20 protein-coding genes and 1 pseudogene are annotated in these 23,217 nt (G+C 71.1%); 16 read left to right on the top strand and 5 right to left on the bottom strand.

Features of this window, described 5'->3' with window-relative positions:
* Position 1: 1 nt before the first annotated feature.
* Positions 2 to 199, top strand: coding sequence for a hypothetical protein (locus O1Q96_RS29090; RefSeq protein ID WP_269250979.1), 198 nt, complete (start codon positions 2 to 4; stop codon positions 197 to 199).
* Between the two features lie 51 nt (positions 200 to 250).
* Here O1Q96_RS29090 and O1Q96_RS29085 read toward each other — a convergent pair.
* Positions 251 to 625, bottom strand: a pseudogene (locus O1Q96_RS29085) (DUF2252 family protein); the annotation flags it as partial.
* A 409-nt stretch (positions 626 to 1,034) separates the two neighbouring features.
* Between O1Q96_RS29085 and O1Q96_RS29080 the strand changes: the two are divergent.
* From O1Q96_RS29080 to O1Q96_RS29060, 5 genes are all read left to right on the top strand, one after another.
* Entirely contained in the window at positions 1,035 to 1,502 is a 468-nt protein-coding gene (locus O1Q96_RS29080) for an SHOCT domain-containing protein (protein WP_269250978.1), read from the top strand.
* 33 nt (positions 1,503 to 1,535) lie between these two features.
* Positions 1,536 to 1,979 (top strand): DUF7144 family membrane protein, encoded by a 444-nt coding sequence (locus O1Q96_RS29075; RefSeq protein WP_269250977.1) that lies wholly within the window; start codon positions 1,536 to 1,538, stop codon positions 1,977 to 1,979.
* Positions 1,980 to 2,185: 206 nt separating this feature from the next.
* A complete protein-coding gene (locus O1Q96_RS29070; protein WP_269250976.1) occupies positions 2,186 to 2,851 on the top strand; it encodes a TetR/AcrR family transcriptional regulator in 666 nt (221 codons plus the stop codon).
* Positions 2,852 to 2,969: 118 nt separating this feature from the next.
* The gene (locus O1Q96_RS29065; protein ID WP_269250975.1) at positions 2,970 to 4,022 is read left to right on the top strand and encodes a threonine aldolase family protein; all 1,053 of its coding nucleotides are present in this window, start codon (positions 2,970 to 2,972) and stop codon (positions 4,020 to 4,022) included.
* 522 nt (positions 4,023 to 4,544) lie between these two features.
* On the top strand, positions 4,545 to 5,510 hold the full coding sequence (locus O1Q96_RS29060) for a YihY/virulence factor BrkB family protein (protein ID WP_269250974.1): 966 nt from the start codon (positions 4,545 to 4,547) through the stop codon (positions 5,508 to 5,510).
* A 39-nt stretch (positions 5,511 to 5,549) separates the two neighbouring features.
* Here the strand turns inward: O1Q96_RS29060 and O1Q96_RS29055 are convergent, their stop codons facing one another.
* Positions 5,550 to 5,912, bottom strand: coding sequence for a hypothetical protein (locus O1Q96_RS29055; protein ID WP_269250973.1), 363 nt, complete (start codon positions 5,910 to 5,912; stop codon positions 5,550 to 5,552).
* Between the two features lie 291 nt (positions 5,913 to 6,203).
* Here O1Q96_RS29055 and O1Q96_RS29050 point away from each other — a divergent pair, with 291 nt between their 5' ends.
* Complete coding sequence (locus O1Q96_RS29050) at positions 6,204 to 7,466, top strand: PucR family transcriptional regulator (protein WP_269250972.1); 1,263 nt, start codon at positions 6,204 to 6,206, stop codon at positions 7,464 to 7,466.
* Positions 7,467 to 7,688: 222 nt separating this feature from the next.
* Positions 7,689 to 9,326: a GMC oxidoreductase gene (locus O1Q96_RS29045; protein WP_269250971.1), complete on the top strand. Its 1,638-nt coding sequence runs from the start codon at positions 7,689 to 7,691 to the stop codon at positions 9,324 to 9,326.
* A 104-nt stretch (positions 9,327 to 9,430) separates the two neighbouring features.
* Here the strand turns inward: O1Q96_RS29045 and O1Q96_RS29040 are convergent, their stop codons facing one another.
* Both O1Q96_RS29040 and O1Q96_RS29035 read right to left on the bottom strand, forming a co-directional pair.
* A complete protein-coding gene (locus O1Q96_RS29040) occupies positions 9,431 to 9,910 on the bottom strand; it encodes a carboxymuconolactone decarboxylase family protein (protein WP_269250970.1) in 480 nt (159 codons plus the stop codon).
* Positions 9,911 to 9,976: 66 nt separating this feature from the next.
* The gene (locus O1Q96_RS29035) at positions 9,977 to 11,050 is read right to left on the bottom strand and encodes an NAD(P)H-dependent amine dehydrogenase family protein (RefSeq protein ID WP_269250969.1); all 1,074 of its coding nucleotides are present in this window, start codon (positions 11,048 to 11,050) and stop codon (positions 9,977 to 9,979) included.
* A 532-nt stretch (positions 11,051 to 11,582) separates the two neighbouring features.
* Here O1Q96_RS29035 and O1Q96_RS29030 point away from each other — a divergent pair.
* From O1Q96_RS29030 to O1Q96_RS29015, 4 genes are all read left to right on the top strand, one after another.
* Positions 11,583 to 11,786, top strand: a complete 204-nt coding sequence (locus O1Q96_RS29030; RefSeq protein ID WP_055510728.1) for a cold-shock protein — start codon at positions 11,583 to 11,585, stop codon at positions 11,784 to 11,786.
* A gap of 318 nt (positions 11,787 to 12,104) precedes the next feature.
* Entirely contained in the window at positions 12,105 to 13,649 is a 1,545-nt protein-coding gene (locus tag O1Q96_RS29025) for a DEAD/DEAH box helicase (protein ID WP_269250968.1), read from the top strand.
* Between the two features lie 308 nt (positions 13,650 to 13,957).
* Complete coding sequence (locus O1Q96_RS29020) at positions 13,958 to 14,389, top strand: hypothetical protein (RefSeq protein ID WP_269250967.1); 432 nt, start codon at positions 13,958 to 13,960, stop codon at positions 14,387 to 14,389.
* A gap of 166 nt (positions 14,390 to 14,555) precedes the next feature.
* Positions 14,556 to 15,326, top strand: a complete 771-nt coding sequence (locus O1Q96_RS29015; RefSeq protein ID WP_419586966.1) for a YqjF family protein — start codon at positions 14,556 to 14,558, stop codon at positions 15,324 to 15,326.
* 23 nt (positions 15,327 to 15,349) lie between these two features.
* Here O1Q96_RS29015 and O1Q96_RS29010 read toward each other — a convergent pair whose 3' ends face one another.
* Positions 15,350 to 17,920: a SpoIIE family protein phosphatase gene (locus O1Q96_RS29010; protein ID WP_269250965.1), complete on the bottom strand. Its 2,571-nt coding sequence runs from the start codon at positions 17,918 to 17,920 to the stop codon at positions 15,350 to 15,352.
* A 303-nt stretch (positions 17,921 to 18,223) separates the two neighbouring features.
* Between O1Q96_RS29010 and O1Q96_RS29005 the strand changes: the two genes are divergently transcribed.
* The 4 genes from O1Q96_RS29005 to O1Q96_RS28990 all read left to right on the top strand — a co-directional run bounded on the left by O1Q96_RS29005 (position 18,224) and on the right by O1Q96_RS28990 (position 23,197).
* Complete coding sequence (locus O1Q96_RS29005) at positions 18,224 to 18,541, top strand: hypothetical protein (protein ID WP_269250964.1); 318 nt, start codon at positions 18,224 to 18,226, stop codon at positions 18,539 to 18,541.
* A gap of 204 nt (positions 18,542 to 18,745) precedes the next feature.
* Positions 18,746 to 20,479, top strand: coding sequence for a tetratricopeptide repeat protein (locus tag O1Q96_RS29000; RefSeq protein ID WP_269250963.1), 1,734 nt, complete (start codon positions 18,746 to 18,748; stop codon positions 20,477 to 20,479).
* Between the two features lie 158 nt (positions 20,480 to 20,637).
* Positions 20,638 to 22,227: a hypothetical protein gene (locus O1Q96_RS28995; protein WP_269250962.1), complete on the top strand. Its 1,590-nt coding sequence runs from the start codon at positions 20,638 to 20,640 to the stop codon at positions 22,225 to 22,227.
* A gap of 316 nt (positions 22,228 to 22,543) precedes the next feature.
* On the top strand, positions 22,544 to 23,197 hold the full coding sequence (locus tag O1Q96_RS28990; RefSeq protein ID WP_269250961.1) for a YceI family protein: 654 nt from the start codon (positions 22,544 to 22,546) through the stop codon (positions 23,195 to 23,197).
* Positions 23,198 to 23,217: the final 20 nt, after the last annotated feature.

Below are 23,217 nucleotides of genomic sequence, written 5' to 3'. Positions count from 1 at the left end.
CATGCGCTACGAGATCCGCGTCGAAGGACACATGTCGAAGACGCTGGCCAGTTCGTTCCCGGAGCTGGACCACGTGGTGATGAACGGCCAGACCGTCCTGTTCGGGTCCGTGGTCGACGAAGCGCACCTGTTCGGGCTGCTGATCCGCTGCCAGTCGCTCGGCCTGCGCGTCCTGGAGATGCGCCAGCTGCCGAGCTGACGCCCCGCACACGGGCGGCGCGGCGCGATTCCGGCGAGCGCGGGGCGGCCCGTCGAAGTCGTTGATGTCGAAGACCAGATGACGCTCCGGCGAGGCCAGCAGCCGGAAGTCGAGCAGGTGGGCGTCTCCGCAGAGCTGCACCGTCAGGCCGGTGTCCGGGACGGATCCGAGGTCCGTGGCCATGATCGACGCGGCGCCCCGGTAGAAGCGGAACGGGGACTCCAGCATGCGTCCGTAGCGGATCGGCACCAACTCGGCCAGCCGGGAGGCCGATTGACGTTCGATGACCTCGACGGGGTCGGGCCGCTCTGTCGCCGCCTCGAACCGGCCGTGGCTCGAACGGGGGGTGTGGGTACGGGCGTTCCTGCCGAACGCCGCCCTCTCCCGCGGTGACCGGGAAACCGTGAACGCGACCGGTATGGCCATCGGCGTAACCTCCTGAACCGCTGCCCCCGTACGGAGCAGTGCTTGTCCTGCGCCCGCTCCGGCGACGGTTTCCGGCCTGCCGCCGGAACGCTCTGCTGCCGGTCACCTCCGGCGCACGCCGTGCCCGTACCGCCGTATGCAGGCACGTGCCTGCGCGCCTCCACCTCATCGCCCCCGGGGCGGGCGCGGATCACCCGCCGGGGGTGATCCGCGCCCCACGGCGAGCAGGATCCGGCGGCGCGGGGAGCCCCTGTCCGGCGGGACGGCCCCGGGCTCGACGGCGATCCGGCCCGGGCCGGCCACGGCCGGTCCCGTTCACCCGGTTCGGGTGAGGCCGTCGGGCGCCTGTCGTGGGCACCCTGAAGACGGCGAAACGGCTGCCGGGCGAACGCCCGGGACGGAGGATGACATGAGTGGGCAGATGAATCTCGCGTACGACTATCCGTTGCTGAGCGTCTTCTCGTCCATGCTGCTCTTCTTCCTGTGGATCATGTGGTTCGTCCTGCTCTTCCGGGTCGTCGTCGACCTCTTCCGGGACGACAACCTGAGCGGGTGGGCCAAGGCCGGCTGGATGCTGTTCGTGCTCTTCCTGCCTTTCCTGGGCGTCTTCGTCTACGTGATAGCCCGTGGCAGGAACATGGGCCGCCGCGAGGTGGCGCAGGCGCGCGCACAGCAGGAGGCCTTCACGAAGTACGTCCGGGAGGCCGCGCAGGACGGAGGCCGGCCCAGCAGCGTCGACGAACTCGCGAGGCTGTCCGAGATCCGTGGCCGCGGTGACATCACGGACGAGGAGTTCCGCAGGGCCAAGGAACTGGTGCTGAGCGGTTCCGGCCCGTCGGGACAGACGGACGCCGCATCCGCGGCCTCCGGTCGCTGACGGCATCGCACGACACTGAATCGAGGCATCAGGATGACTGCGACACACACCGCGCACGCGCACTCGCACTCGGCCAAGCGGCACTGGGCCCAGGGTCTGACAGTCTTCGCGGCGGTCATGCTCATGATCGCAGGCGTGCTGGACATCTGCCGGGGGATCATGGCGATCGCCGAGGACGACGTCTTCGTCACCACCCGCAGTTATGTCTTCGAGTACGACCTCACCGGCTGGGGCTGGATCCACCTCGTCCTGGGTGCTGTCGCCGTGCTCATCAGTCTCGGGCTCTTCCAGGCTTCGGTGTGGGCGAGGGCCGCCGGTGTGGCCATCGCCGGACTCATCATCGTCGCCAACTTCCTCTCCCTGCCGTACTACCCGGTCTGGTCGATCGTGATGATCGCCTTCTCGGCGTTCATCATCTGGGCCCTGTGCGTGGTCCGGGGGGACGATTCCTCCGAAGGCCGGTCGCGCAACGGCTGAACAGAACCAGGCGCGGGCCGCCGACCGGCGGCCCGCGCCTGTGGCGTGTCCGGCGCCGCCCGCCCGGCCGACAGGTGTCCCGCTGCCGCTCGTCACCGCTCGGCGCCCACGCCGTCGACGTCACGCCACTGACGGCTGGTTGTCGCGTCGGCCCGCGCGAGGACGGCGCCTATCGTAGCGATACGACGTATCGTACGATGACACGCATGCCACGCCACTCCCCGTCCCTGGACCGCGCGACTCCGGAGCGCATCGCCGAGACCGCCCTCCGCCTGGTCGACGAGGCCGGTCCCGCGGCGCTGACCTTCCGCGCCCTGGCCGCCCGGCTGGGCATCTCTCTCGCCTCCCTCCAGCGTCGCTGCACCGACCTGGCGGGGCTGCTCGACCTGTGCACCGACCACCTGGCCGCCCGGCTGCCCGAGATCGAACCGGGTACCGGCTGGGCCGAGGCCACCGAGGCCCGCTTCACCGCTCTGTACCGCCTGCTGTCGGCGCATCCGGGCCTGCTCGCGCTGCGCGGCGCCCGCCCCTGGCTCGGACCGAACCTGCTGGCCCGCCTCGTCGAGCCGCAGCTCGCCGACAGCCTCGCCGCCGACATGACGCCCGAGGAGGCGATCGCCGCCTACCGGCGGATGTACCTGCTCACCCTCGGCTGCGCGAGCTTCGTGGACCACCGCGACCCCAGGGCGGCCCAGGCGGCCACCCGCAGGGCCCTGGCCTCGCTCGACCCGGAGGACTTCCCGACGCTGGCCGCCCACGTGGCCGTGATCCTGCCCGCCGTGACCGACCACGAGGTCTACTACGGAGCTCTGCGCCAGCTCATCCGTGCCGCCGCGCCGCGGCGGACGGTCACCGGGAACGGCGCGGGGTGATCACTCGCCGCTCTCGCAGCCGGGCCGCGGCCGCCCGTACCGCGACGCCGCCTCTCGGCAGGACGGCACCGGCCGCCGTCGCCCCGCCCGCCGCCAAAGGAAGGTCAGAACCCTCGTCATGAGCACCGCCCCCGCCCCCTCCCGCGTCTTCAGCAGTGACAACGCCGCCGGCGCCTCCCCGGAGATAGTCGACGCGGTGGCCCGGGCCGCCTCGGGACACGCCCCGCCGTACGGCTCCGACACCGTCACGGACGGAGTCCGCCGCCGGCTCTGCGAGATCTTCGAACGGGACGTCGACCTACTGCTCGTCTCCACGGGCTCCGCCGCCAACGCCCTGAGTCTGGCCGCGCTGACCCCGCCCTGGGGCAGCGTGCTGTGTCACCGCCACAGTCACATCAACAACGACGAGTGCGGGGCACCGGAGTTCTACACCGCGGGCGCGAAGCTCGTACCGCTCGGCGGCGACGACGCCAGGATCGACCCGGACGAACTCCGTGCGGCCGTACGGCACAAAGCCGGAGACGTGCACAGCGTGGAGCCCTCGGTGGTGAGCGTCACCCAGGCCACCGAGACCGGCGCCGTCTACACCCTCGACGAACTCCGCCACCTCGGCGCCATCACCGAGGAGGCGGGCCTGCGGCTCCACATGGACGGCGCCCGCTTCGCCGGGGCCGTCGCCGCCCTCGGGTGCGCCCCCGCGGACCTGACCTGGCGGGCCGGCGTCGACCTGCTGTCGTTCGGAGCCACCAAGAACGGCACGATGACCGCCGAGGCGATCGTCGTCCTCGACCGTTCCCTCACCGCGGAACTCTCCTTCCGCGCCAAGCGGGCCGGTCAGCTCGCAGCGAAGGCGCGCTTCCAGGCCGCGCAACTCGACGCCTACCTGACCGACGACCTGTGGTTGCGCAACGCGACCCACGCCAACGCCATGGCCGCCCGCCTCCAGGACGGTCTCAAGGCCATGCAGGAGGTCGAGCTCCTCGGGGCGGCGGAGGCCAACATCCTCTTCTGCCGACTGCCGCAGCAGGTCAGCGAGCGCCTGCTGTCCGACGGCTACACCTTCTACCACGACCGCTGGGAGCCCGGCGTCGTCCGGTTCGTCACCTCCTTCGCGACCACCCCGCAGGAGATCGACGGCCTGCTTCACGCCGTCCGTCGGCACGCCGCCTGATCCGTGGACGGCGGGCCGGCGGCCGGGCACCTCAGTCGCCGCGATGGCGCCAGTACCAAAGGGCCCCGGCGGCAAAGGCGCAGAAGAAGACCACGGGCAGGATCAGCCCCGGGATGCGGGCCGCGCTCATGAGGTCGCTGCCGTGCGGGCGCCGCGTGCGCGCCGTGCTGCCTTGAGGGTTCCCATGTGTTTCCGATTTCGCTGTGCTGCGGTCGCGGGCCGGGCGGGCGGAAGCCGGGCGGGATTCGCGATCCGGATGACGTCGGCCCCATGATGACGGAATCAGCCGGCATCCGGCCCGGTCCGGACGCGGCTGGATGTGTGTGCGATCACCCCTCGTCCGGGTCCGGGCCACCGGGTGATCGGGGGTCGCGACCCGCGGCGGACCGTGCTTCGACGGGCGCGCGGCGGCTGATTTCCGTACGACCGGCAAGACGGTACGACGACCTGCGGTCGCGGCCGGTGGCCCATGGCCGCGGCTCGCGGCCCGGGGTGGACGAACGACACGAGGAGACATACGCGATGGGTACCGTCGTGCACGTCCCGCAGACGCGGGACATGATCGGGGAGGAGCTCTCCGGTGACGAGGCACTCACCGCGCTGCGGCGCTACGGAGGCCGCCACCTGCTGCTGGACGCGTTCTCCCGCTTCCGCTACGCGGACGGCTTCACCAACGCACGCTCCCTCGCCTTCCAGGTGGTCCTGGGCCTGGTCCCGTTCACCATCGCCCTGGTCGGTGTCGCCACGACCGTCCACACCGAGAGCGTGGGACGGATCATCGAGCTCACCCTCAGCCGGATCGTGCCCGGCGCCAGCGCGGATCTGGTCGAGGACGCTCTGGACGAGACGGCGCGCAGTGCCGGGTCCGGAATCTGGGGCGCGCTCGCGATGTGGCTGGGCCTTGCCTTCGCCGTTCTGAACCTGGCCTCGGCGCTGGGCCAGGTGGAGCGGGGTGCCAACCGGATCTACGGAATCGAACGCGACCGGCCGTTCCTCGCCAAGTACGGCCGGGCCCTGCTCCTCGCCCTCGCCGCCGGTATGCCCATGGTCCTTGGGTTCCTCGTCCTCGTCGCGGGCGACGCGGTGGGCGAGTCGGTCGTGCAGGCGTTCGGCTGGTCCCGTGACCCGCTCGACTGGTGGGGGCCGCTGCAGGTGCCGCTGGGCGTGGCGCTGGCCTGGATCGCCTCTGCGGTGATCTTCCGCTGGGCTCCCCGCAGGGACCAGCCGGGCTACACCTGGCTCGCCTTCGGCTCGGCGGTCCATCTGGTGCTGTGGGTCACGGCCACCTGGCTGCTGGCGCTCTACGTCGCCGAGAGCGGGTCGTTCGGTGCCGTCTACGGCCCGCTCACGGCGTTCGTCGCCCTGCTGCTGTGGGCCAACCTCACCGGTGTCGCGCTCTTTCTCGGCATAGCCTTCGCCGCCCAGCTGGAGGCGGCCCGCGCCGGGATCACCACCGCCGTGCAACCGGACCCGGGCCCCGGCCCCTGACCCACGGGGACGCACGGGTGCCGGCGGACGTCCCTCGGGTCATCGCCCCTGAGTCGCCGGTGTCTCGGTGCGGTGGTCGTAGTACGCCCACAGCCCGACCGCCACCACGGCGGTGCCCGCGACCGCCAGTACGCGCGGTACGCCTGACGTCGTGAAGGCGACCAGGCCTGTCACGGCTCCTCCGCACAGCATGATCGCGCGGCTCACGAGGCGCTGCCGGGGTGTCTGCGGCTCCTCACGGTCCTTGAGATCGTGCAGGGCGTCGTGGGCCGGGTGCCGGGAGCCGCGCCGGGCGCGTGCCCGGTAGGCCAGTGCGTAGCTGATCAGCGCGTACAGAGCGAGAGCCCCCAGGGCCCAGAGCCAGGCGTCGGCGTCGTCGCTCGCTCCACGTGCCAGATACATGACACTTCTCCTCCCGGTTGGCATACCGGATGCCCCCGAAACCCCGGGACACGCAGGAGGCCGGTCACGCGGGTCGCCGCCTCACGTGCCGCTGACGGCCCGTCTCCTTCGCGGAGGGCCCGGCCGAGGGAAAAGAACGTCGCAGAACCCTAGGGACCGACTGGACGGTATGTCATTCTACGGGGCAGGACGGGACAGGTGCCGACCATCGCGTGGAACCGCGGCCGACAGGCGGCCGCACACGGACCGGTGTGACGCACCGCCACGGAGCCGACGCCCCGGGAGAACGCGATGCATCACGCCGTACGGTCCCGAGTCGAGCTCGGCCACGGACCGCCGTCCGCCGCGCTGTCGCGTCCCCCGAGGGTCCGTTCCCTGATCGACGCCGACGCTGTTCGCGTGCTGCACCGGTCGGCCCGGATCCTGCTGAACAACCTTCCCGAGCTGACCGACCGGCTCGTCGCCGCGCTGCGGGAGCGTGAACCCGCCTACCGGACCGCCCTGGACAGCGATCCGACGGGCACGTGGCAGGAAGTGCACCGGTCGCTCCGCCACAGCGTCGGTTCGCTGATCGACCCGCGGAGCACCCGGGACGCGGCCTTGCGCTGCTCGTGGAAGATCGGTGCCTCACGCGCCGAACAGGGACTGCCGCTGGACGCGCTCCTGCACGCCTTTCGCCTCGGCGGGTCCCTGATCTGGCAGGCGCTGGTCGAAGAGACCTCCAGGACCGCCCCGGAGGACGTCCGCCTCCTCGTCCATGTGGCGGCCGACGTGTGGAACTTCGTCGACGAGCACTGCACCCTCGTGGCGGACGTCTACCGCAGGACGGAACGGCAGCACGCCTGGCGCCAGGAACACCGGGTGCGTCTGCTGACCGCGGCCCTCCTCGACGGCACCAGCCGTATCGCGGACGTCGCCGCGACCGCCGAGGCGCTGGACCTGCCCGAACAGGCGAGGTATGCCGTCATCGCCGTCGCGGGCACACACCAGGGCGGGCGCGCGTCCGTGTCCGCCGACGTCTTCCCGGCCGATGTGCGTGTCCACTGGCATGCGGGGGTGGACGTCGATCACGGCATCGTCCTGGTCGGTGACGGCGAGCTGCCCGAGCCGTTGGTGCGGCCGTCCACGGGCGCGAGGATCGGGGTCGGGCCCGCGGTGGCGGGGCTGGCGGCGGTGGGCGATGCCCGCAGGCTGGCGGACATGGCCCTGAGCATGTGTCCGGACGGCGGGGGCACCGTACGGCTGACCGAGCGGCTCCCGGCGGCCATGGTGATGTCGTGCCCCGAACTGGGCGGGGCGCTGGCCGAAGAGGTCCTCGGACCGCTGCTGCGTCTGGAGCCGTCCGACCGCGACATCCTGCTGGACACGCTGGAGGCGTGGCTGGAGTGCGACGGTTCGGCGCAGCGGGCGGGCGTCCGTCTGTACTGCCACCGCAACACCGTCCTGAACAGGCTGAAGCGGTGCGAGCAGCTGACCGGCCGTTCGCTCGCCCGCCCGGCCGACATGGTGGAACTCAGTCTCGCGCTGACCGCCCGGCGCCTCCTGCGCGGCTGAAGCCCTCGAGCGGAACCGAACCGCTGTCGCCCCGGTGGGGCCCGCTCCGTGGGCCGGCTCGAAACGCATGGTGCGGCTGTCTTCTGTGCGGTCACGACGTGTCCGCAGGTGTACGTGATGCCCATTTTGTGATCGTTTGAAAGTTACCTCAGGGTATGGCGTGACTTCTCATCTGGGTCCCAGTAGAACCCGTTTCACTCTATGGAGAGTGAGGAGCCGCGCATGAATGGTGATTCCCCACGTGAGACGCGTGTGAGAGGCGTGTCACGTCGAAGATTCATAACTGGAACCAGTTCTGTTCTCGGGTCGGCCGCGCTCGCCGGGCATGCGGTCCCGGCCCACGCGGCGACCGCCGCCGCAGTGATCGAGCCCGGGGCGCACGTGCCCGCTCTCGTGATCGGCACCGGATACGGCGGCGCCGTGGCCGCCCTGCGGCTGGCGCAGGCGGGTGTCGACGTCCACATGGCCGAGATGGGCATGGCCTGGAACACCCCGGGACCGGACGGCAAGATCTTCGCCAACACGACGAGCCCCGACTACCGGTCCTACTGGCTGCGCACCAGGACGAAGCAGCCGCTCAGCAACTTCCTGGGATTTCCCATCGACAAGGACGTCCCTCGCCACACCGGCATCCTGGACGCCGAGGAGATGGGCGGCATCATCGTCTACCAGGGCCGCGGCGTCGGCGGCGGCTCACTGGTCAACGGAGGCATGGCGGTCACGCCCAGGCGCGAGAACTTCGGCGCCGTCCTGCCCTCGGTCGACGCCGACGAGATGTACTCCGTCTACTACCCGCGCGCCAACGCGGGCCTCGGGGTGGGCACGGTCGACCCCGCGTGGTTCGAGACCGCCGACTGCTACCAGTACGCCCGGGTCGGCCGTAAGCACGCCCAGGGTTCGGGCTTCCCGTTCGTCTTCGTGCCCGACGTGTACGACTGGGACTACATGGAGCGGGAGGCCGCGGGAACCGTACCCAAGTCCGCACTCGCGGGCGAGATCCTCTATGGCAACAACTACGGCAAGAAGTCCTTGCAGCAGACCTATCTCGCCCGGGCGAAGGCAACGGGACGAGTCTCCATCTCAGCCCTGCACAAGGTCACCTCGGTCGCCCCGAAATCCGGTGGCGGCTACACCGTCGTCATCGACCAGCTCAACACCGTCGGTACCACCACGGCCACCAAGACCGTCACCGCGGACCGGGTCTTCTTCGCGGCCGGCAGTGTCGGAACCAGCAAGCTCCTGGTCAGGCTCAAGGCCACCGGCGCACTCCCCGCCCTCAACGGCGAGGTGGGCAAGGGCTGGGGCGACAACGGCAACGTGATGTGCGGCCGCGCCAACCACATGTGGGACCCCACCGGCGCCGTGCAGTCGTCCATCCCCTGCTCCGGCATCGACAACTGGGCCGCGGGTGGTGCCTTCGCCGAGGTCGCCCCACTGCCCACCGGCATCGAGACCTACGCCTCGTTCTACCTGTCGATCACCAAGAACCCCAACCGGGCCCAGTTCTCGTGGAACGCAGCGGCGAACAGGGTCGACCTGAACTGGCAGACCGCCTGGAAGCAACCGTCGATCGACATGGCCAAGACGATCTTCGACAAGATCAACGCCAAGGAAGGGACGATCTACCGCACCGACCTCTTCGGCACCTACAAGATCTGGGGCGACCATCTCACGTACCACCCGCTCGGTGGCGCCGTGCTCAACAGGGCGACCGACAACTACGGCCGCCTGCACGGACATCCGGGCCTGTACGTCATCGACGGCGCACTCGTCCCGGGCAACACCAGCGTCAACCCGTTCGTCACCATCACCGCCCTCGCCGAACGGAACATCGAAGCGATCATCGCCGCCGACCTGTAGCGGCGACCCGGGCGTCCGCACCCGCCCAGGAAACCGACGGATCCCGTCCCGCGCGAGGAACGAGCCCGGGGCCGACCGCGTGCGCCGGGCGGCCCCGGGCCACGTCAGTGCCCCGGCAGCACACACATGGCGTCGAGCCCCAGCACGTGGTTGAGCCGCCCGAACGCCAGCCACGACCCCAGACTCATGGTCAGCTCCACGATCTCGGCCTGGCCGAAGTTCGCGGTCATCCGGCCCCAGAACTCCTCGTCGAGGCCATGGTGATCCAGGGCGTACCGCTCCGCGTACTCGGCGGCCAGGCGAGTGCGGTCGTCGAACGCGTCGGTCGTGCGCCACTGGAGCACCGCGTCGGCGAACCCCTCCTCGACCTTCAGCCCGTCCCGCTCGGTCCGCCAGTCGAGGCAGAAGAGACAGCCGTTGATCTGCGCGGTCCGAAGCCGCGCGGCCTCGAACTCGCGCAGCCCCAGCGTCGTATGGGAGTAGACGGCCAGCGAGAAGTTCGCGGCGGCGGGCCCTATACCGGGGACCATCTCGCCCCACACGTACTCGATCGGGTTCTTGCCCTCGGGAACGTCGACGTGCATCCGGGACTCCTTCGATCACGCCCCGGGCTCGGCCGGGGAAGGGAGGCGCGGCCTCGGGTGTCGGCGTCATTTCCTGCCGAGCCTTCCGACCGCCGGGCGCAGGGGGACGTCGAGCGCGTCGTACAGTCCGGGCTCCGCGTCCACGAGCCAGTCGATCGCGCCGACCAGCCGCCCGACCGCCGTGGCGTTCCCGCCCGCGGAACGGTTCTCGCCCTCGTCGGTCGCCTCGACGGTGATCTCGATGCGAGGGCGGCCCTCGATGATCACGCGGTGCGCGCCGTCGCCGTTGGGCGGTGCCGGCCAGTCGGGCGCGCAGGACGGATGGATGCGCGTGACGTGCTCGATGACGATGCGGGGCTCACCCCCGACGAACCCCTGGACCTCGAACCGCACGGCGCCCTGGGTGCCGGCCTCGAAGACGCCCATCGTCCGGGTGCTCACCGTGGTGTCGAGGGCGCGGCGCTGCAAGGTCTCGCGTATCTCGTCGAGTTCGACGCCCAGGGCCCTGGCCATCAGCCGTATCTGCCCGCCCCACACCATCGTCGGGATCGACGGGGCGAGCATCAGCGGCTCGTACTCCATCGACTGGCCCATCCCGACCAGGTACCGGACCGACTCCTCCTGCTCGTACGTGGAGTAGTCGAAGATCTCCTGGCACCGGATGGCGTCGACGACCGTGCCGAGCCCGCTCATCAGCAGCGGCAGCACGTCGTTGCCCCAGCCGGGGTCCACGCCGGAGACGAACAGCGACCCTCCGCCGTCCGCCACGGCGGCGAGCACGGGGTCCCGGAACTCCGGCGGGGCGTTGCGCTGGTCGTAGAGCGGGTACAGCGACGGGGTCACGACCACGGCGCCGCTGCGGATCGCCCTGGCGATGTCGGCCAGGGCCTCGTCGGGCCGGATGTCGCCCGACGCCGCGTACACGACGGCCCGCGGGCCGTCGGCCAGTACGGCGTCGACGTCGTCGGTCGCGGCGATCCCCAGGCCTCGGCCCAGACCGCCGAGGTCGCCCGCGTCACGGCCGACCTTGTCGGGGCTGTGGACGAGGACGGCCGCGAGGTCGAGCGCCGGGTGCGCCTCGACGGCGCGGATCGCCGCACGGCCGACGTTTCCCGTACCCCAGACCACCGTGGAAATCATGCGCGGAGCGTAACCTGACGAGTCGTCAGTTTCCAGAGTCCCGCACCGACCTCCCGGAACCAGGACGGCGGGACCCGGATGACCCAGGCGGGTGCGTGGCAGGGGGACTTGAGGCAATGGGCCCGATGGTCCGCCGGGGGCGGCCGTGGCTCGCGAGGCGGCCGCCGTGGTCCGTGCGAGCGGCAGGATCCCGGTGCCGGTCGGTGGAGACGGCGGTGCGCGGCCGGACCCTCGCCGCGCCACCGGGACCGGGGTCCCCGGGGTGGCGAGGGGGGTCGTAAGGGTCCCGGAGCGGCGGCCCGTCCGTAACGGTTCTTCGGTGGTGCGGGTGTGCCGTTGCCTGGCGGGCCCGTCGTGCTAGTCTTGATCCAGTTGCAGTTGTAGTTCCCGCACACTTCAAGTGCCTCAGGCGAATTCGTATTCGTCGGGCACTTTTGTATTTCCGGCGTTCCATTCCGGACGGGGTCAATTGCGGCGACACAGGGGTCCACACAGTGCGGGCCCCCGGGTACTGCCCCGAAAGGGATATGACATGGCTACTGGAACCGTGAAGTGGTTCAACTCGGAAAAGGGCTTCGGCTTCATCGAGCAGGACGGCGGCGGCCCTGACGTCTTCGCCCACTACTCGAACATCGCCACCCAGGGCTTCCGCGAGCTGCAGGAAGGTCAGAAGGTGACCTTCGACGTCACGCAGGGCCAGAAGGGCCCGCAGGCGGAGAACATCACTCCTGCCTGATGCTCTAGCGCGCAAGGCGGCTGGGGTCCCACTTCACGGTGGGGCCCCAGCTTGTTGCATTCTCAACGGCTTAGGGGGACTGCCCCCGGCCCGCCGGCGGTCGGCCCGATCCGTGCCCGCTCGTGCTCCGGCTCCGGCGCTCCGATTCGCCCCGGTCCCCGCTTCCGGGGACCGCCGCCGCCCGCCGCCGTCTCTTTCGGCGCGCAGCGTCGGCCCGGTCGACTTGGTTTCGTCTTACATTCGGCTCGTTCTTGCAATTCATCCGGCTCGTGCACGCCGGGAATTCCTCGATACGTGCCATATCGAGGAAGGTTCTTCATGAACCGATCAGCTCGCACAAACGATCGTTTTTCAAGTAATCGCAAGGACGGCTACACCGGTGGCGACCGGAGCGGCCGCTCCCGCTCGCAGGGCCAGGGGCAGGGCCGCCCCGCCACCCGTTCGGGCGGCGGCGGACGCCGTCCCTCCGCGGTGCAGGGGGAGTTCGCACCCCCGACCACCATCACCCCCGCCCTCCCCGCGGTGGCCACCTTCGGTGAACTGGGCCTGCCCGCCGAGCTGCTGGAGACGCTCACCGGCCTCGGCATGGAGGAGCCGTTCCCCATCCAGGCCGCCACGCTGCCGAACTCCCTCGCGGGCCGCGACGTGTTGGGCCGCGGCCGCACCGGCTCGGGCAAGACGCTCGCCTTCGGCCTGGCGCTCCTCGTCCGCACGGCGGGGCGGCGGGCCGAGCCGCGGAAACCGCTGGCCCTGATCCTCGTACCCACACGTGAGCTGGCGCAGCAGGTCACCGACGCGCTCACGCCGTACGCCCGGCTGTTGAAGCTGCGGCTGGCCACCGTGGTCGGCGGCATGTCGATCGGCAGGCAGGCCGGCGCGCTGCGTGCCGGTGCCGAGGTCGTCGTCGCGACCCCGGGCCGCCTCATGGACCTCGTCGAGCGCAAGGACTGCCGCCTCGACCGGGTCGACATCACGGTCCTGGACGAGGCCGACCAGATGGCCGACATGGGGTTCATGCCGCAGGTCACCGAGCTTCTCGACCAGGTACGGCCCGACGGCCAGCGGATGCTGTTCTCGGCCACGCTGGACCGCAACATCGACCTTCTGGTCCGGCGCTACCTCCACGATCCGGTGGTCCACTCGGTCGACCCGTCGGCCGGCGCCGTCACCACGATGGAGCACCACGTGCTGTACGTGCACGGTGCCGACAAGTACGCCACCGCCACGGAGATCGCGGCCCGCGACGGGCGTGTGCTCATGTTCCTCGACACCAAGCACGCCGTCGACCAGTTCACCAAGCACCTGCTGGTCAGCGGTGTCAGCGCCGCGGCCCTGCACGGCGGCAAGTCGCAGCCGCAGCGCAACCGCACCCTGGCACAGTTCAAGACCGGCCACGTCAGCGTCCTGGTCGCGACGAACGTCGCGGCCCGTGGAATCCACGTAGACGATCTCGACCTGGTCGTCAACGTCGACCCGCCCGGCGACCACAAGGACTACCTGCACCGGGGCGGCCGCACGGCCCGCGCAGGCGAGTCCGGCAGCGTCGTCACCCTGGTCACCCCCAACCAGCGCCGCGACATGACCCGCCTGATGTCCGACGCACGCATCCGGCCGCAGGTCACCCAGGTCCGCTCGGGGGAGGCCGAGCTGAGCCGCATCACCGGCGCCCAGGCGCCCTCCGGCGTTCCCCTCGCGGGCAGCGCCCCGGTCACGGAGCGGCCCCCGCGCGGCGGCGCCCCCTTCCGGGGCATGGGCACCCGTCCGGGCCGGCCCGGACGGGCCGGCAACGAGTCCCGGCGGACCGCCGAGGCCCGTCAGACGGCCGAGGCCCGGAAGGCCGCCCGCATTCGCCGCGGCGCCTAGGCCGCGCACGGCCGGGCCGCACCGGCACCCGGCCGCTCGACCTGCTCGGTCCCTCTCCGTACGCGGAGGGGGACCGAGCGCGTGAGGGTGCGTACGGATCTTGGGACCGCCCGGAGCCCGCGCTCGGCGTGGGCTCCGCCGCCCTGTTGGCCGACACCCTCGGCCCGGTGCCCGGTGCCCGGTGCCCGGTGCCCGGTGCCCGGTGGTCCGGGGGCCCGGCGGGCGATGTCGAGCGGCGGGGAGCCCGGGGATCCACCATTCTGGACGCAGATGCGATCACATTGCCCACATTGGGGAAGTCGAGTCCCATGAGCGAATCAGAGTTTCCGCCCGAAAGCCGGCCCGTTGATCTTTACCTCGATCTGTTGCGTGTCCGCATGACCCCCTCGGACTATGCGCTGCTGCTGCGCATGGTCGAACCCGTGCTCGAGGCGATGCAGGAACAGCGAGCCGGACCGATCGAGCTGAGTCTGGATGGCGAAGAGGGCGCGAACGTCTCGCAGGAGGTCCGTGACGAGGCGTCCCTCGTCGTCGCGGTCGCCGTCACGGGACGCATGGACAACCAGATCGTCGAGATCGAGACGGAGGAGGGCGGACCCGTCCGGGTCGTGACGGACTCGGGCACCGCGGCCGATCCCGTCCGCTGCCAGGAGATCGCCGACTTCATCGGTGAACGGCACCGGCAGGACGAGGAGCTGCGGGGCATCGCCGAGGTGAGTGGCCTGCCCACCGATGTCTGACGCGTACCGTGCCTTCGAATCCCTGACAGCCGGAGCGCCGTCCGGGCGGCCGCTGCCGGGTGAGGAAGTGAGCCGGAGACGGTGACGCCGCCCGCGGACGGTACGCGCCGGTGCCGGACGGGTCACACGGCGCGGGTTCTCGGTATGCCCGGAGCCCGGCGCTGCGATGCTGACGCCCGTGTCGAACACCTCCTCCGTGCCGGAACCGATCACGCCGGACGCCCCGGTCGCCCTTCCACGCCCTCTGCTCACCCAGCAGTGGCTGGACCTCACCTTCGTGCACTGGGCCGTGGAGCCGGCGGCCGTGGCAGGGCTGCTGCCGGCGGGCACCACCCCTGACACCCTGGACGGCGTCACCTTCGTCGGCCTGGTCGCGTTCCGTATGCACCGGGTGGGGTGGCTGCGGCTGCCGGGTGTGCCGTACTTCGGCTCGTTCCCGGAGACCAACGTGCGGCTGTACTCGGTGGACGCGTACGGGCGGCGCGGTGTGGTCTTCCGGTCCATGGACGCGTCCCGCCTCGTCCCCGTGCTGATGGGGCGCCTCGGTTTCCGGCTGCCGTACGTGTGGTCCCGCATGTCCCTGCGGACCCGTGGGGACACGGTCGGCTACGCCAGCGCGCGGCGCCTGCCGGGCCCCCGTGGCGCCTACAGCAGGCTCGTCGTCAGGCCCGGCGAGCGGATAGCGGAGCCGACCGGCCTCGAACACTTCCTGACCGCCAGGTGGGGGATGCACAACCCGTTCTCCGGCGACACCGGGTTCCTGCCGAACGACCATCCGCGCTGGCCGCTGCACCGCGCCACCCTGGTCACCTGCGAGGAGAACCTCGTCCGGTCGGCGGGGCTGCCGTCACCGGTGGGGGATCCGGTGAGCGTGCTGTACTCCCCGGGGGTCCCCGTACGTCTGGGCCGCGCGACGGCAGGCCCGCCGTTCGGGTGAGCCGTTCGGGGCACCCGTCGGCCTCAGTGCCGGGGGTGGGGCTCCGAGCGGCGTGTGGCGAGCAGCAGCGCTATGTCGTCGGGGCGGTCGGCGACGTGCCGGGCCGTGGCGGTGAGCCGGTCGGCGACCCCCGCGAGGGAGCGGCCTCCGGGGCGGCCGGCGGGCGAACCGGCCCGGGCCAGGGCGACACGGAGTGCGGTGATGCCCTCGTCGATGTCGACGCCGGGCCGCTCGACCAGCCCGTCCGTGTAGAGAGCGAGGATGGCACCGGGCTCCAGCTGCAACTCCGTCACCGGGTAGTGGGCGTGCGGATCGACCCCGAGGACCACTCCGCCGGGGATGTCCAGGACGTGGGTCCGGCCGTCCGGGTAGCGGATGATCGGCGGCGGATGCCCTGCCCGGGCCACCCGGGCCACACCGGTGAGCGGATCCAGACGGATGTAGCAGCAGCTCGCGAACAGGCCGGGGTCCAGGTCGATCAGGAGGTGGTTGGTGCCGCTCATGACCTCGTCGGGCGGGCGGTCGCCGAGCGCGAAGGCCCTTACGGCGCTGCGCAGCTGCCCCATCGTGGCGGCCGCCTGGACACCGTGTCCCTGGACGTCGCCGATGACCAGGGCGAGACCGTCACCCGACTCGACGACGTCGTACCAGTCGCCGCCCACCTCCATCCCCTGCGTGCCCGGCAGATAGCGCCCGACGGTCTCCACCCGCGGGTGCGCGGAGAGGCGCCGGGGGAGGAGCGCCTGCTGAAGACCACGGGCGAGCGCCGCCTCGGTGTCGTAGCGCTGTGCCTTCTCCATGGCGTGGGCGATCAGCCCGGCAAGGGCCGTGAGCACCGCGCGTTCCTCGGTGCTGAAGCTGCGGGGCCGGTCGAAGCCCAGGATGCAGGAACCGACCGGACGCCCCGAGGCGATCAGGGGCAGGAAGGCCCGGGAGCCCTCCGTCGCGTCGAGAGCAATGCCCGGATAGGCGGCCGCGAGCTGGCTCATCGACTCGAAGAAGAGCGGGCGGCCGCCGGTGAGGGTCTCGACGCCGGGCAGTCGCGCGTCGAGGCTGACCCCTTCGAACGGGGCGAGGAACCCCTGGGGAAAACCCGTCTCCCAGGCCAGGTACAGGTGCCGCTCCTGCAGCAGGTAGATGGCGAGCCGGCGTCCGCCGAAGGCCGGCAGCAGTTCCTGCATCACGACCGCGGACACCTGGCGGGCGGTGACCGCCTCGGTCAGCGCGATCGCGAGGACGATCGGCCGGTACAGGGGAGCCATGGAGGTGACTTCGGCAGCCGGTCCGGCGGTCTGGGGCGCACCCGCCGTCCGGGGTCCTTCGGGCAAGGGCCCCTCGGGCGGGGGCGCGAGGTCGGGGGCAGGTTCGGCCATCCGGTTCGAAGGCACGACGGTGCAGGTCAGGAGGTCGGGCCCGGGATACACGGAGAGCGCCAGCCAGTCACCTCCGCGTGGCTCCGGGGAGGAATTCTCAGCGGGCGGGAGCGGTCGTACGACATGGAAGTGCACCGGCTCGGAGGACAGCAGGGCTTCGCGCAGATGGTCCTCGTAGGCGGGCCGGTCCAGCCACGGCACGCCCTCGCCGAGCGGCCGGCCGAGAAGCTGTGCGCGGGGCCGGTCCAGGAGCCGGGCGGCCTGCTCGTTGGCGTAGACGATCAGACCCAGCCGGTCGAGGCAGAACACGCCCTCGGGAAGCAGGTCCGCCGCTCCGTCGGCCGCCGAACCGATGTCCGGATCGAGGACCAGGCCCCGCACGGCACGCGTTGCCGGCGGCGCGGTCGTGTCGTCCAGGTTCCACAGCTCCAGCAGTCGCAGGCTGCCGTCGGCGGCGTGCACCGGCAGGGGAAGGGGCGGCGGTCTTCCCGCGGCCGTCTCCCGCAGGGCGGTCAGGATCTGGTGTGCGTCGGCGGCGCCCACGGCGTCCGCGAGTGCCTGCGGGGTGTCGGTGGACCTCCCCGGCGCCACGCCGAGCAGTGCGTGCAGACGGTTGTCCGCGGTCACCACGTCGGACGCCGGGTCCCAGGTGAACCGGCCGATGCGTCCGGCGGGAGGACGCGCGACCGGAGGCCGTACACAGAGGGGCTCGCCGTCCCAGGCGACGTCCGGCCCGCCGCCCTCCTCCAGGGTCCACAGCGCCTCGCCCAGGTCCTCGGCCAGCTGCGCCATACGGTCACGGTCGGGCAGGACCTCGGTGGTGTCCGACACCGAGGGGCGCAGGAGAGTCAGTACGCCGTACGTCGTCGACTTCCCCGCGACGGGCACGTACAGGGAGCCGAACTGGAACGGCAGCCCCGCCGCGAACTGCGGGTAGCGGCGCATCGTCTCCGTGGCGTCCGGGAGCACCACCTGGACGCCGAGCCGGTAGGCATCCGCCACCGGGAACCGGCGGTCGACGTGCAGGCGCCACCACGGGCGGAACAGCGGTCCGGGCAGACCGGAGAGCACGGCCAGCCGCAGCAGCCCGGGAGTGCTGGAGCGCAGGTAGACGCCTCCCGCGAAGCCGCCGGCCGCGCTGATGGCCTCCCTGGTGATCCCGGTCAGCAGCGAATCCAGGCGACCGGGGGTCCGGGTCTCGTGCTCGGCTCTCCCAGTCATCGGCCCTACCTCGTCCGTGCGCCGCCCAGGTGGCTGACACAGCAAGAATGCGCCACGAGGCCCTCCGCCTGCACCCGGGAGAACCCCTGCGCGCGTGGATCCGACGAGGCTACCGGGGTCTACGAGAACCGGGGGTGCCCTGTGGCGCCTGCGATTTCCCGGTTCGCGCGCCCCATGGCACCGGCATCCACGAGGCGCGGCAAAGGAGGGGGCTCCGGAGCCCCTCTCGCCTCGCCGCGCGGGGCGGTCCGCATTTCCGGCCGAAGGAGGGGAACGTGGAACGTGATCAGACAAGGAGTACTCATGACCACGTACGTCATCACCGTCCCCGGCACGTTCGTCAACGGTGTTCCCGACGCCGCGCGCTCCGACATCGAGCGCAGGCTCCGTCCCCGGGACCCGAAGAACACGGATCTTGGCGAGAGCGAGGAACTGAGTCTGCTGACGGTCGAGGAGGGCGGCATGTTCTCCGCCCGGATCGAGGTCGAGGCGGCGGACCAGGCCGGCGCCGAGACCGAGGCCGTCCAGCTGGTTTCCAGGGCTCTCCGCGACAGTGGATTGGCCGAGGCGGACGCGCCGCTCGGGCCGGCGTTCGTCACCGGCATCGACAGCGAGTACTGAGGCGGGAAGCCGACCGCGCGGGGCCGGGCGCCGGGGCGAGAGCCGCTGCGCCCCCCTTGCGGCTGTTGAGGTCCGAACACGGGACAAATACGTGTGGATCACCTCTAGGCTCGTGGCCACACATACTCCGGGGCTTCGGCCGCGGAGGGAACGCGGGCACGGGTGGTTCGCCCCCGGCCGGCCCTACCTGCGCGGGAGCGGCGGATGGACTACTACGACCTCGGCACCCACAGCCGCCCCGTGACGACCTCGTCGCCGCAGGCCCAGACGTGGTTCGACCGCGGTCTGGTCTGGTCGTACGCCTTCCACCACGAGGAAGCCGTCGCCTGTTTCGAGGCCGCGGCGGCGGCCGACCCCGACTGCGCCATGGCCCACTGGGGCATCGCCTACGCCCTGGGCCCGAACTACAACAAGCCCTGGGAGTTCTTCGAGGGCGACGAGCTCGCCCGTACGGTCTCCCGCACCCACGCGGCCGTGGAACTCGCCCACGAGAAGGCCGCCGCGGCCACCCCGGTCGAGCGGGCCCTGATCGGCGCCCTGCGCGCCCGCTACCCGCGGGCGGAGGCGGTCGAGGACTGCTCGGTGTGGAACGAGCCCTACGCCGACAGCATGCGCGCCGTGTACGAGCTCGCCCCGGACGACCTGGACGTCGCCACGCTCTACGCCGACGCGCTGATGAACCTCACGCCCTGGCAGCTGTGGGACACGCGCACGGGCGAGCCCGCCGACGGCGCGCGGACGTCGGAGGCCGGGGCGGTCCTGGAGCGGGCGATCGCCACCGAGGCCGGGGCGTGGCACCCGGGGCTCCTGCACCTCTACATCCATCTGATGGAGATGTCCTCGGCTCCCGAGACGGCGCTGCCCGCCGCGGACCGGCTGCGTGGCCTGGTCCCCGACGCCGGTCATCTGCAGCACATGCCCACGCACCTGGACGTGCTCTGCGGCGACTACCGGCGGGTGGTGGCCGACAACGGCACGGCGATCGCCGCCGACGAGAAGTTCCTCGCGCGGTCCGGGGTGATGAACTTCTACACCCTGTACCGGTCGCACAACTACCACTTCAGGATCTACGGCGCGATGTTCCTCGGGCAGTCGAGGACCGCGCTGGAGACCGCCGCGCAACTGGAGGCCTCCATCCCGGAGGAGTTGCTGCGGGTGGAGAGTCCGCCCATGGCGGACTGGCTCGAAAGCTTCCTCGCCATGAGGGTGCACGTCCTGATCCGATTCGGCCGCTGGGCCGACATCCTGGGCCTGCCGCTGCCCGCCGATCCACGGCTGTACTGCGTGACGACCGCGATGCTCCACTACGCCCGCGGTGTCGCGTTGGCGGCCACCGGCGAGATCGCCGAGGCCGAGGCGGAGCAAGGGCTGTTCCGGGAGGCGGTCACGCGGGTCCCGGAGACCCGGATGCTGTTCAACAACACCTGTGCCGACATCCTCGCGGTCGCCTCGGCGATGCTCGACGGCGAACTGGAGTACCGCAAGGGCCGTCACGAGGCCGCCTTCGCCGCGCTGGAACGGTCGATCGCGCTGGACGACAGCCTTCCCTACGACGAGCCCTGGGGGTGGATGCAGCCCACCCGGCACGCGTACGGGGCCCTGCTCCTGGAGCAGGGGCGCGTCACCGAGGCGGAGGCCGTCTACCGGGCCGACCTGGGGCTCGACGACACGCTTCCCCGGGCCTCGCACCACCCCGGCAACGTCTGGGCCCTGCACGGGTTCCACGAGTGCCTCGTCCGGCTGGGCAGGACCGGGGAGGCACAGATCGTGGCCCAGCAGCTGAAGGTCGCCGCGGCCGTGGCGGACGTGCCGATCGAGGCGTCGTGCTTCTGCCGCCTCGAAGCGGTCACCGGCGCCGCCGTCCCGGGCACATCCGCCGCCCCGGCCCCGGGCGTCGGACGCGCCGTCACCGGCACCCCCGACACCGGCTGTTGCTGACGCCACTGGCGGGCACCCGAACCTCCTCCAGTCGCACAGTTCTCGCCGCCACGGTGTGGTTCCGCGAAGAGCCGACGCTGCCCCCTGTCGCCCTCGAACGGCTGACCGTACGCTGACAAGTCATAGAACTTCGGGCGTGATTGACTGGGGGAGCCGTCATGTCCTGGGATCACAGCGAGCCACGCGACGGGTTCGTCGCACCGCCGGTGCCACCCATGCCGACCGCGCCGCCGACCGCGCCGCCGACCGCTCCGGCGACCGCTCCGGCGGACGGCCGGCGAGCGGCCGCGGTGGCGCTGCTGAACCTGTGCGGACTCGGGCTCGGTTACGCACTCGTGCGCCGCTGGGGGCTGATGGCGGCCTGCTGGGTCGCCACCGCGGTGCTGCTCGTGGTGGCCCTGCCCGCGGACCCGGACGGCGTCTCCGGCGGTGTCCTCGGCACCTACCTGGTCCTCCTCGGGATCGCGGCCGTCCACGGCGCGATCGTGGGTTTGCGGACCCGGCTGGTGTGGCCGGCGAAAGCCTGGCTCGCCGCCGCGCTCGGGCTGGTGCTCCTGGCCGTGCCCGCCGGTGGCGCGTTCCTGTACGGGGACGCGCGCGACGAAGCCACCGAGCAGATGCTGCTGGACCGCCTCGAGCGGGCGGACGGACTGGTCCGGGCCGCCGGGAAACAGTCCTTCTCGTCAGGGGAGGCCGACTACCGCCGTGCCCTGACCGTCTACGGGGACCTTCGCGACGATCACCCCGGCTCGCGGGCGGCCGCTCGGGTCCCCGACCGGCTCAAGACGTACTACACCACGGTCGGTTCTCCCTACGCGCGGCAGAACTACTGTGACGCCATCGTCCCGTTGAAGTACCTGCGCACGGTCCCGAGCACCATGGGCGAGAAGGAACTCGGAGCGCTGGCGAGGTGGCCCGACGACCGGCTGGCCACCTCGCTGTACGAGTGCGGTTCGCAGTCGCTGACCGGCGGAGCCGTCGACTGGACGACGCACTACGGCGAACTCCTGTCGGACTTCCCGCAGTCCGAGCAGGCCGCGGAAGTGGGACCCGCGGTCGACACGGCCGTCGACAAGGCGGTGAAGGAGGTGGGCGGCGACGAACCCTGCGCGGCCGTGGCACGCCTGGAGAGTCTCGTCTCCCAGGTCACCGGGCTCAAGGGCGACCGTGCCGGGCTGGCCGAAGCCCTCGACAAGAACGCCGACCGGGCGGAGAGGGGCGCGGACTCGGGTGCGTACGCCTGTGGGGTGGATCAGTACCGCGACGGGAGCTTCGCCGAGGCCGTCACCACCATGAACGACTTCGTCAGGGACAACGGGGACCACAAGATGCGCGCCCGCGCCAAGAAGATCGCCATCGCCGCCGAGATCGCCCAAACCGTGCCCGCCGCGGGCAAGCGGCTGCCGACGACGGCCTCCGGCGGCGGCATCTCCGTCACCGTGAAGAACGACAGCCCCGACGACATCACGGTGCTGTACACGGGACCGGTGACGGGCAGCTTCACCCTCAAGGCCTGCGGGAGCTGCACCTCCTACTCCCTCGCCGGCACGGTGGGGCTCGGCTTCGAACCGTGCAGCGACAGCGGCAAGAACTACCCGCAGCGGACCATCAGGCTGCCGGCCGGCACCACGTACTTCGTGCACAAGTCCAGGAACGGCCTCGGAAAGTCCCCGGCATCGGACACGGCCAAACTGTCGGCCGGGTACATCTACACGGAGTGCGCCTACACGACGAGCTTCGGATACTGACCGCTGTCACGCCGTCACGCACTTCGTCGAATAGCGCGGATCAGTGTAATTGCGTTGCCCGGTGCATATCGATCTTTCGGGCATGCGGAATTCATGTCATTTTGAGGCGTTCGGCCCGGGAGGTCCGCGCGGCACGGAGTGCCCCCGGGCGGGACGGGCGCTCCGCGCCTCCCGAGGGCTTGGTAACGGGTGTGTGGATTTTGTGACCCATCGTTCCGGCGAGGGTTACCAGCCGGTCGGCGGGTATGAGTCCGGTAAACTCATGGATCTTGGTTCGGCTTGCGGAAATATCTATTGCACAATAGCTAGGTGAGTCATGAATCTTTTTAATAGAGGTGCTTCGTCCCGCCGCTCGACCACCCTTGTCGAACCGGCCGACGGCCCCGACTTCCCTCGCCCCGGTCAGCCGGACACCGACCTGACAACCCTGACCGGGAACTGGGTCGTCGACCCGGCACACAGCAGGATCGGCTTCTCCGTCCGGCACGCCATGGTCACCACGGTGAGGGGGGCCTTCACGGACTACCAGAGCCGCCTCTACTTCGACGGCCGTGACGCGACCCGCTCAGGGGCGGAGATCGTGCTGTCCACCGCAAGCGTCCAGACGGGCGTGGACCAACGCGACAGCCACCTCGCCGGACGGGACTTCCTGGACGCCGCCGCCTACCCGCACATGCGTTTCCTCAGCACCTCCGTACAACTCGCGGACAGGGACGTCTACCGGATGACCGGCGACCTCACCATCAAGAACAGGACGCGTCCCGTCGTCCTCGAACTCACCTACATCGGGCACGTCACCGACCCGTTCGGCTACGAGCGGGTCGGCTTCGACGGCACCACCACCATCAACCGCTCCGAATGGGGCCTGACATACAACTCCAGGCTGGCCGAGGGCGGCGCCATGGTGAGCGAGAAGGTCCGCCTCCAGCTCGACATCGCCGCGATCCGCGCCACCCCGTCGAACGACTGAGGTCCGACACCGCCGGCGCG

It is taken from the genome of Streptomyces aurantiacus, from assembly GCF_027107535.1.
In the GTDB taxonomy this organism is placed as follows: Bacteria; Actinomycetota; Actinomycetes; order Streptomycetales; family Streptomycetaceae; genus Streptomyces.
The sequence above is the reverse complement of the archived record's forward strand: the minus strand, read 5'-3'. Positions and strand labels throughout refer to the sequence as shown.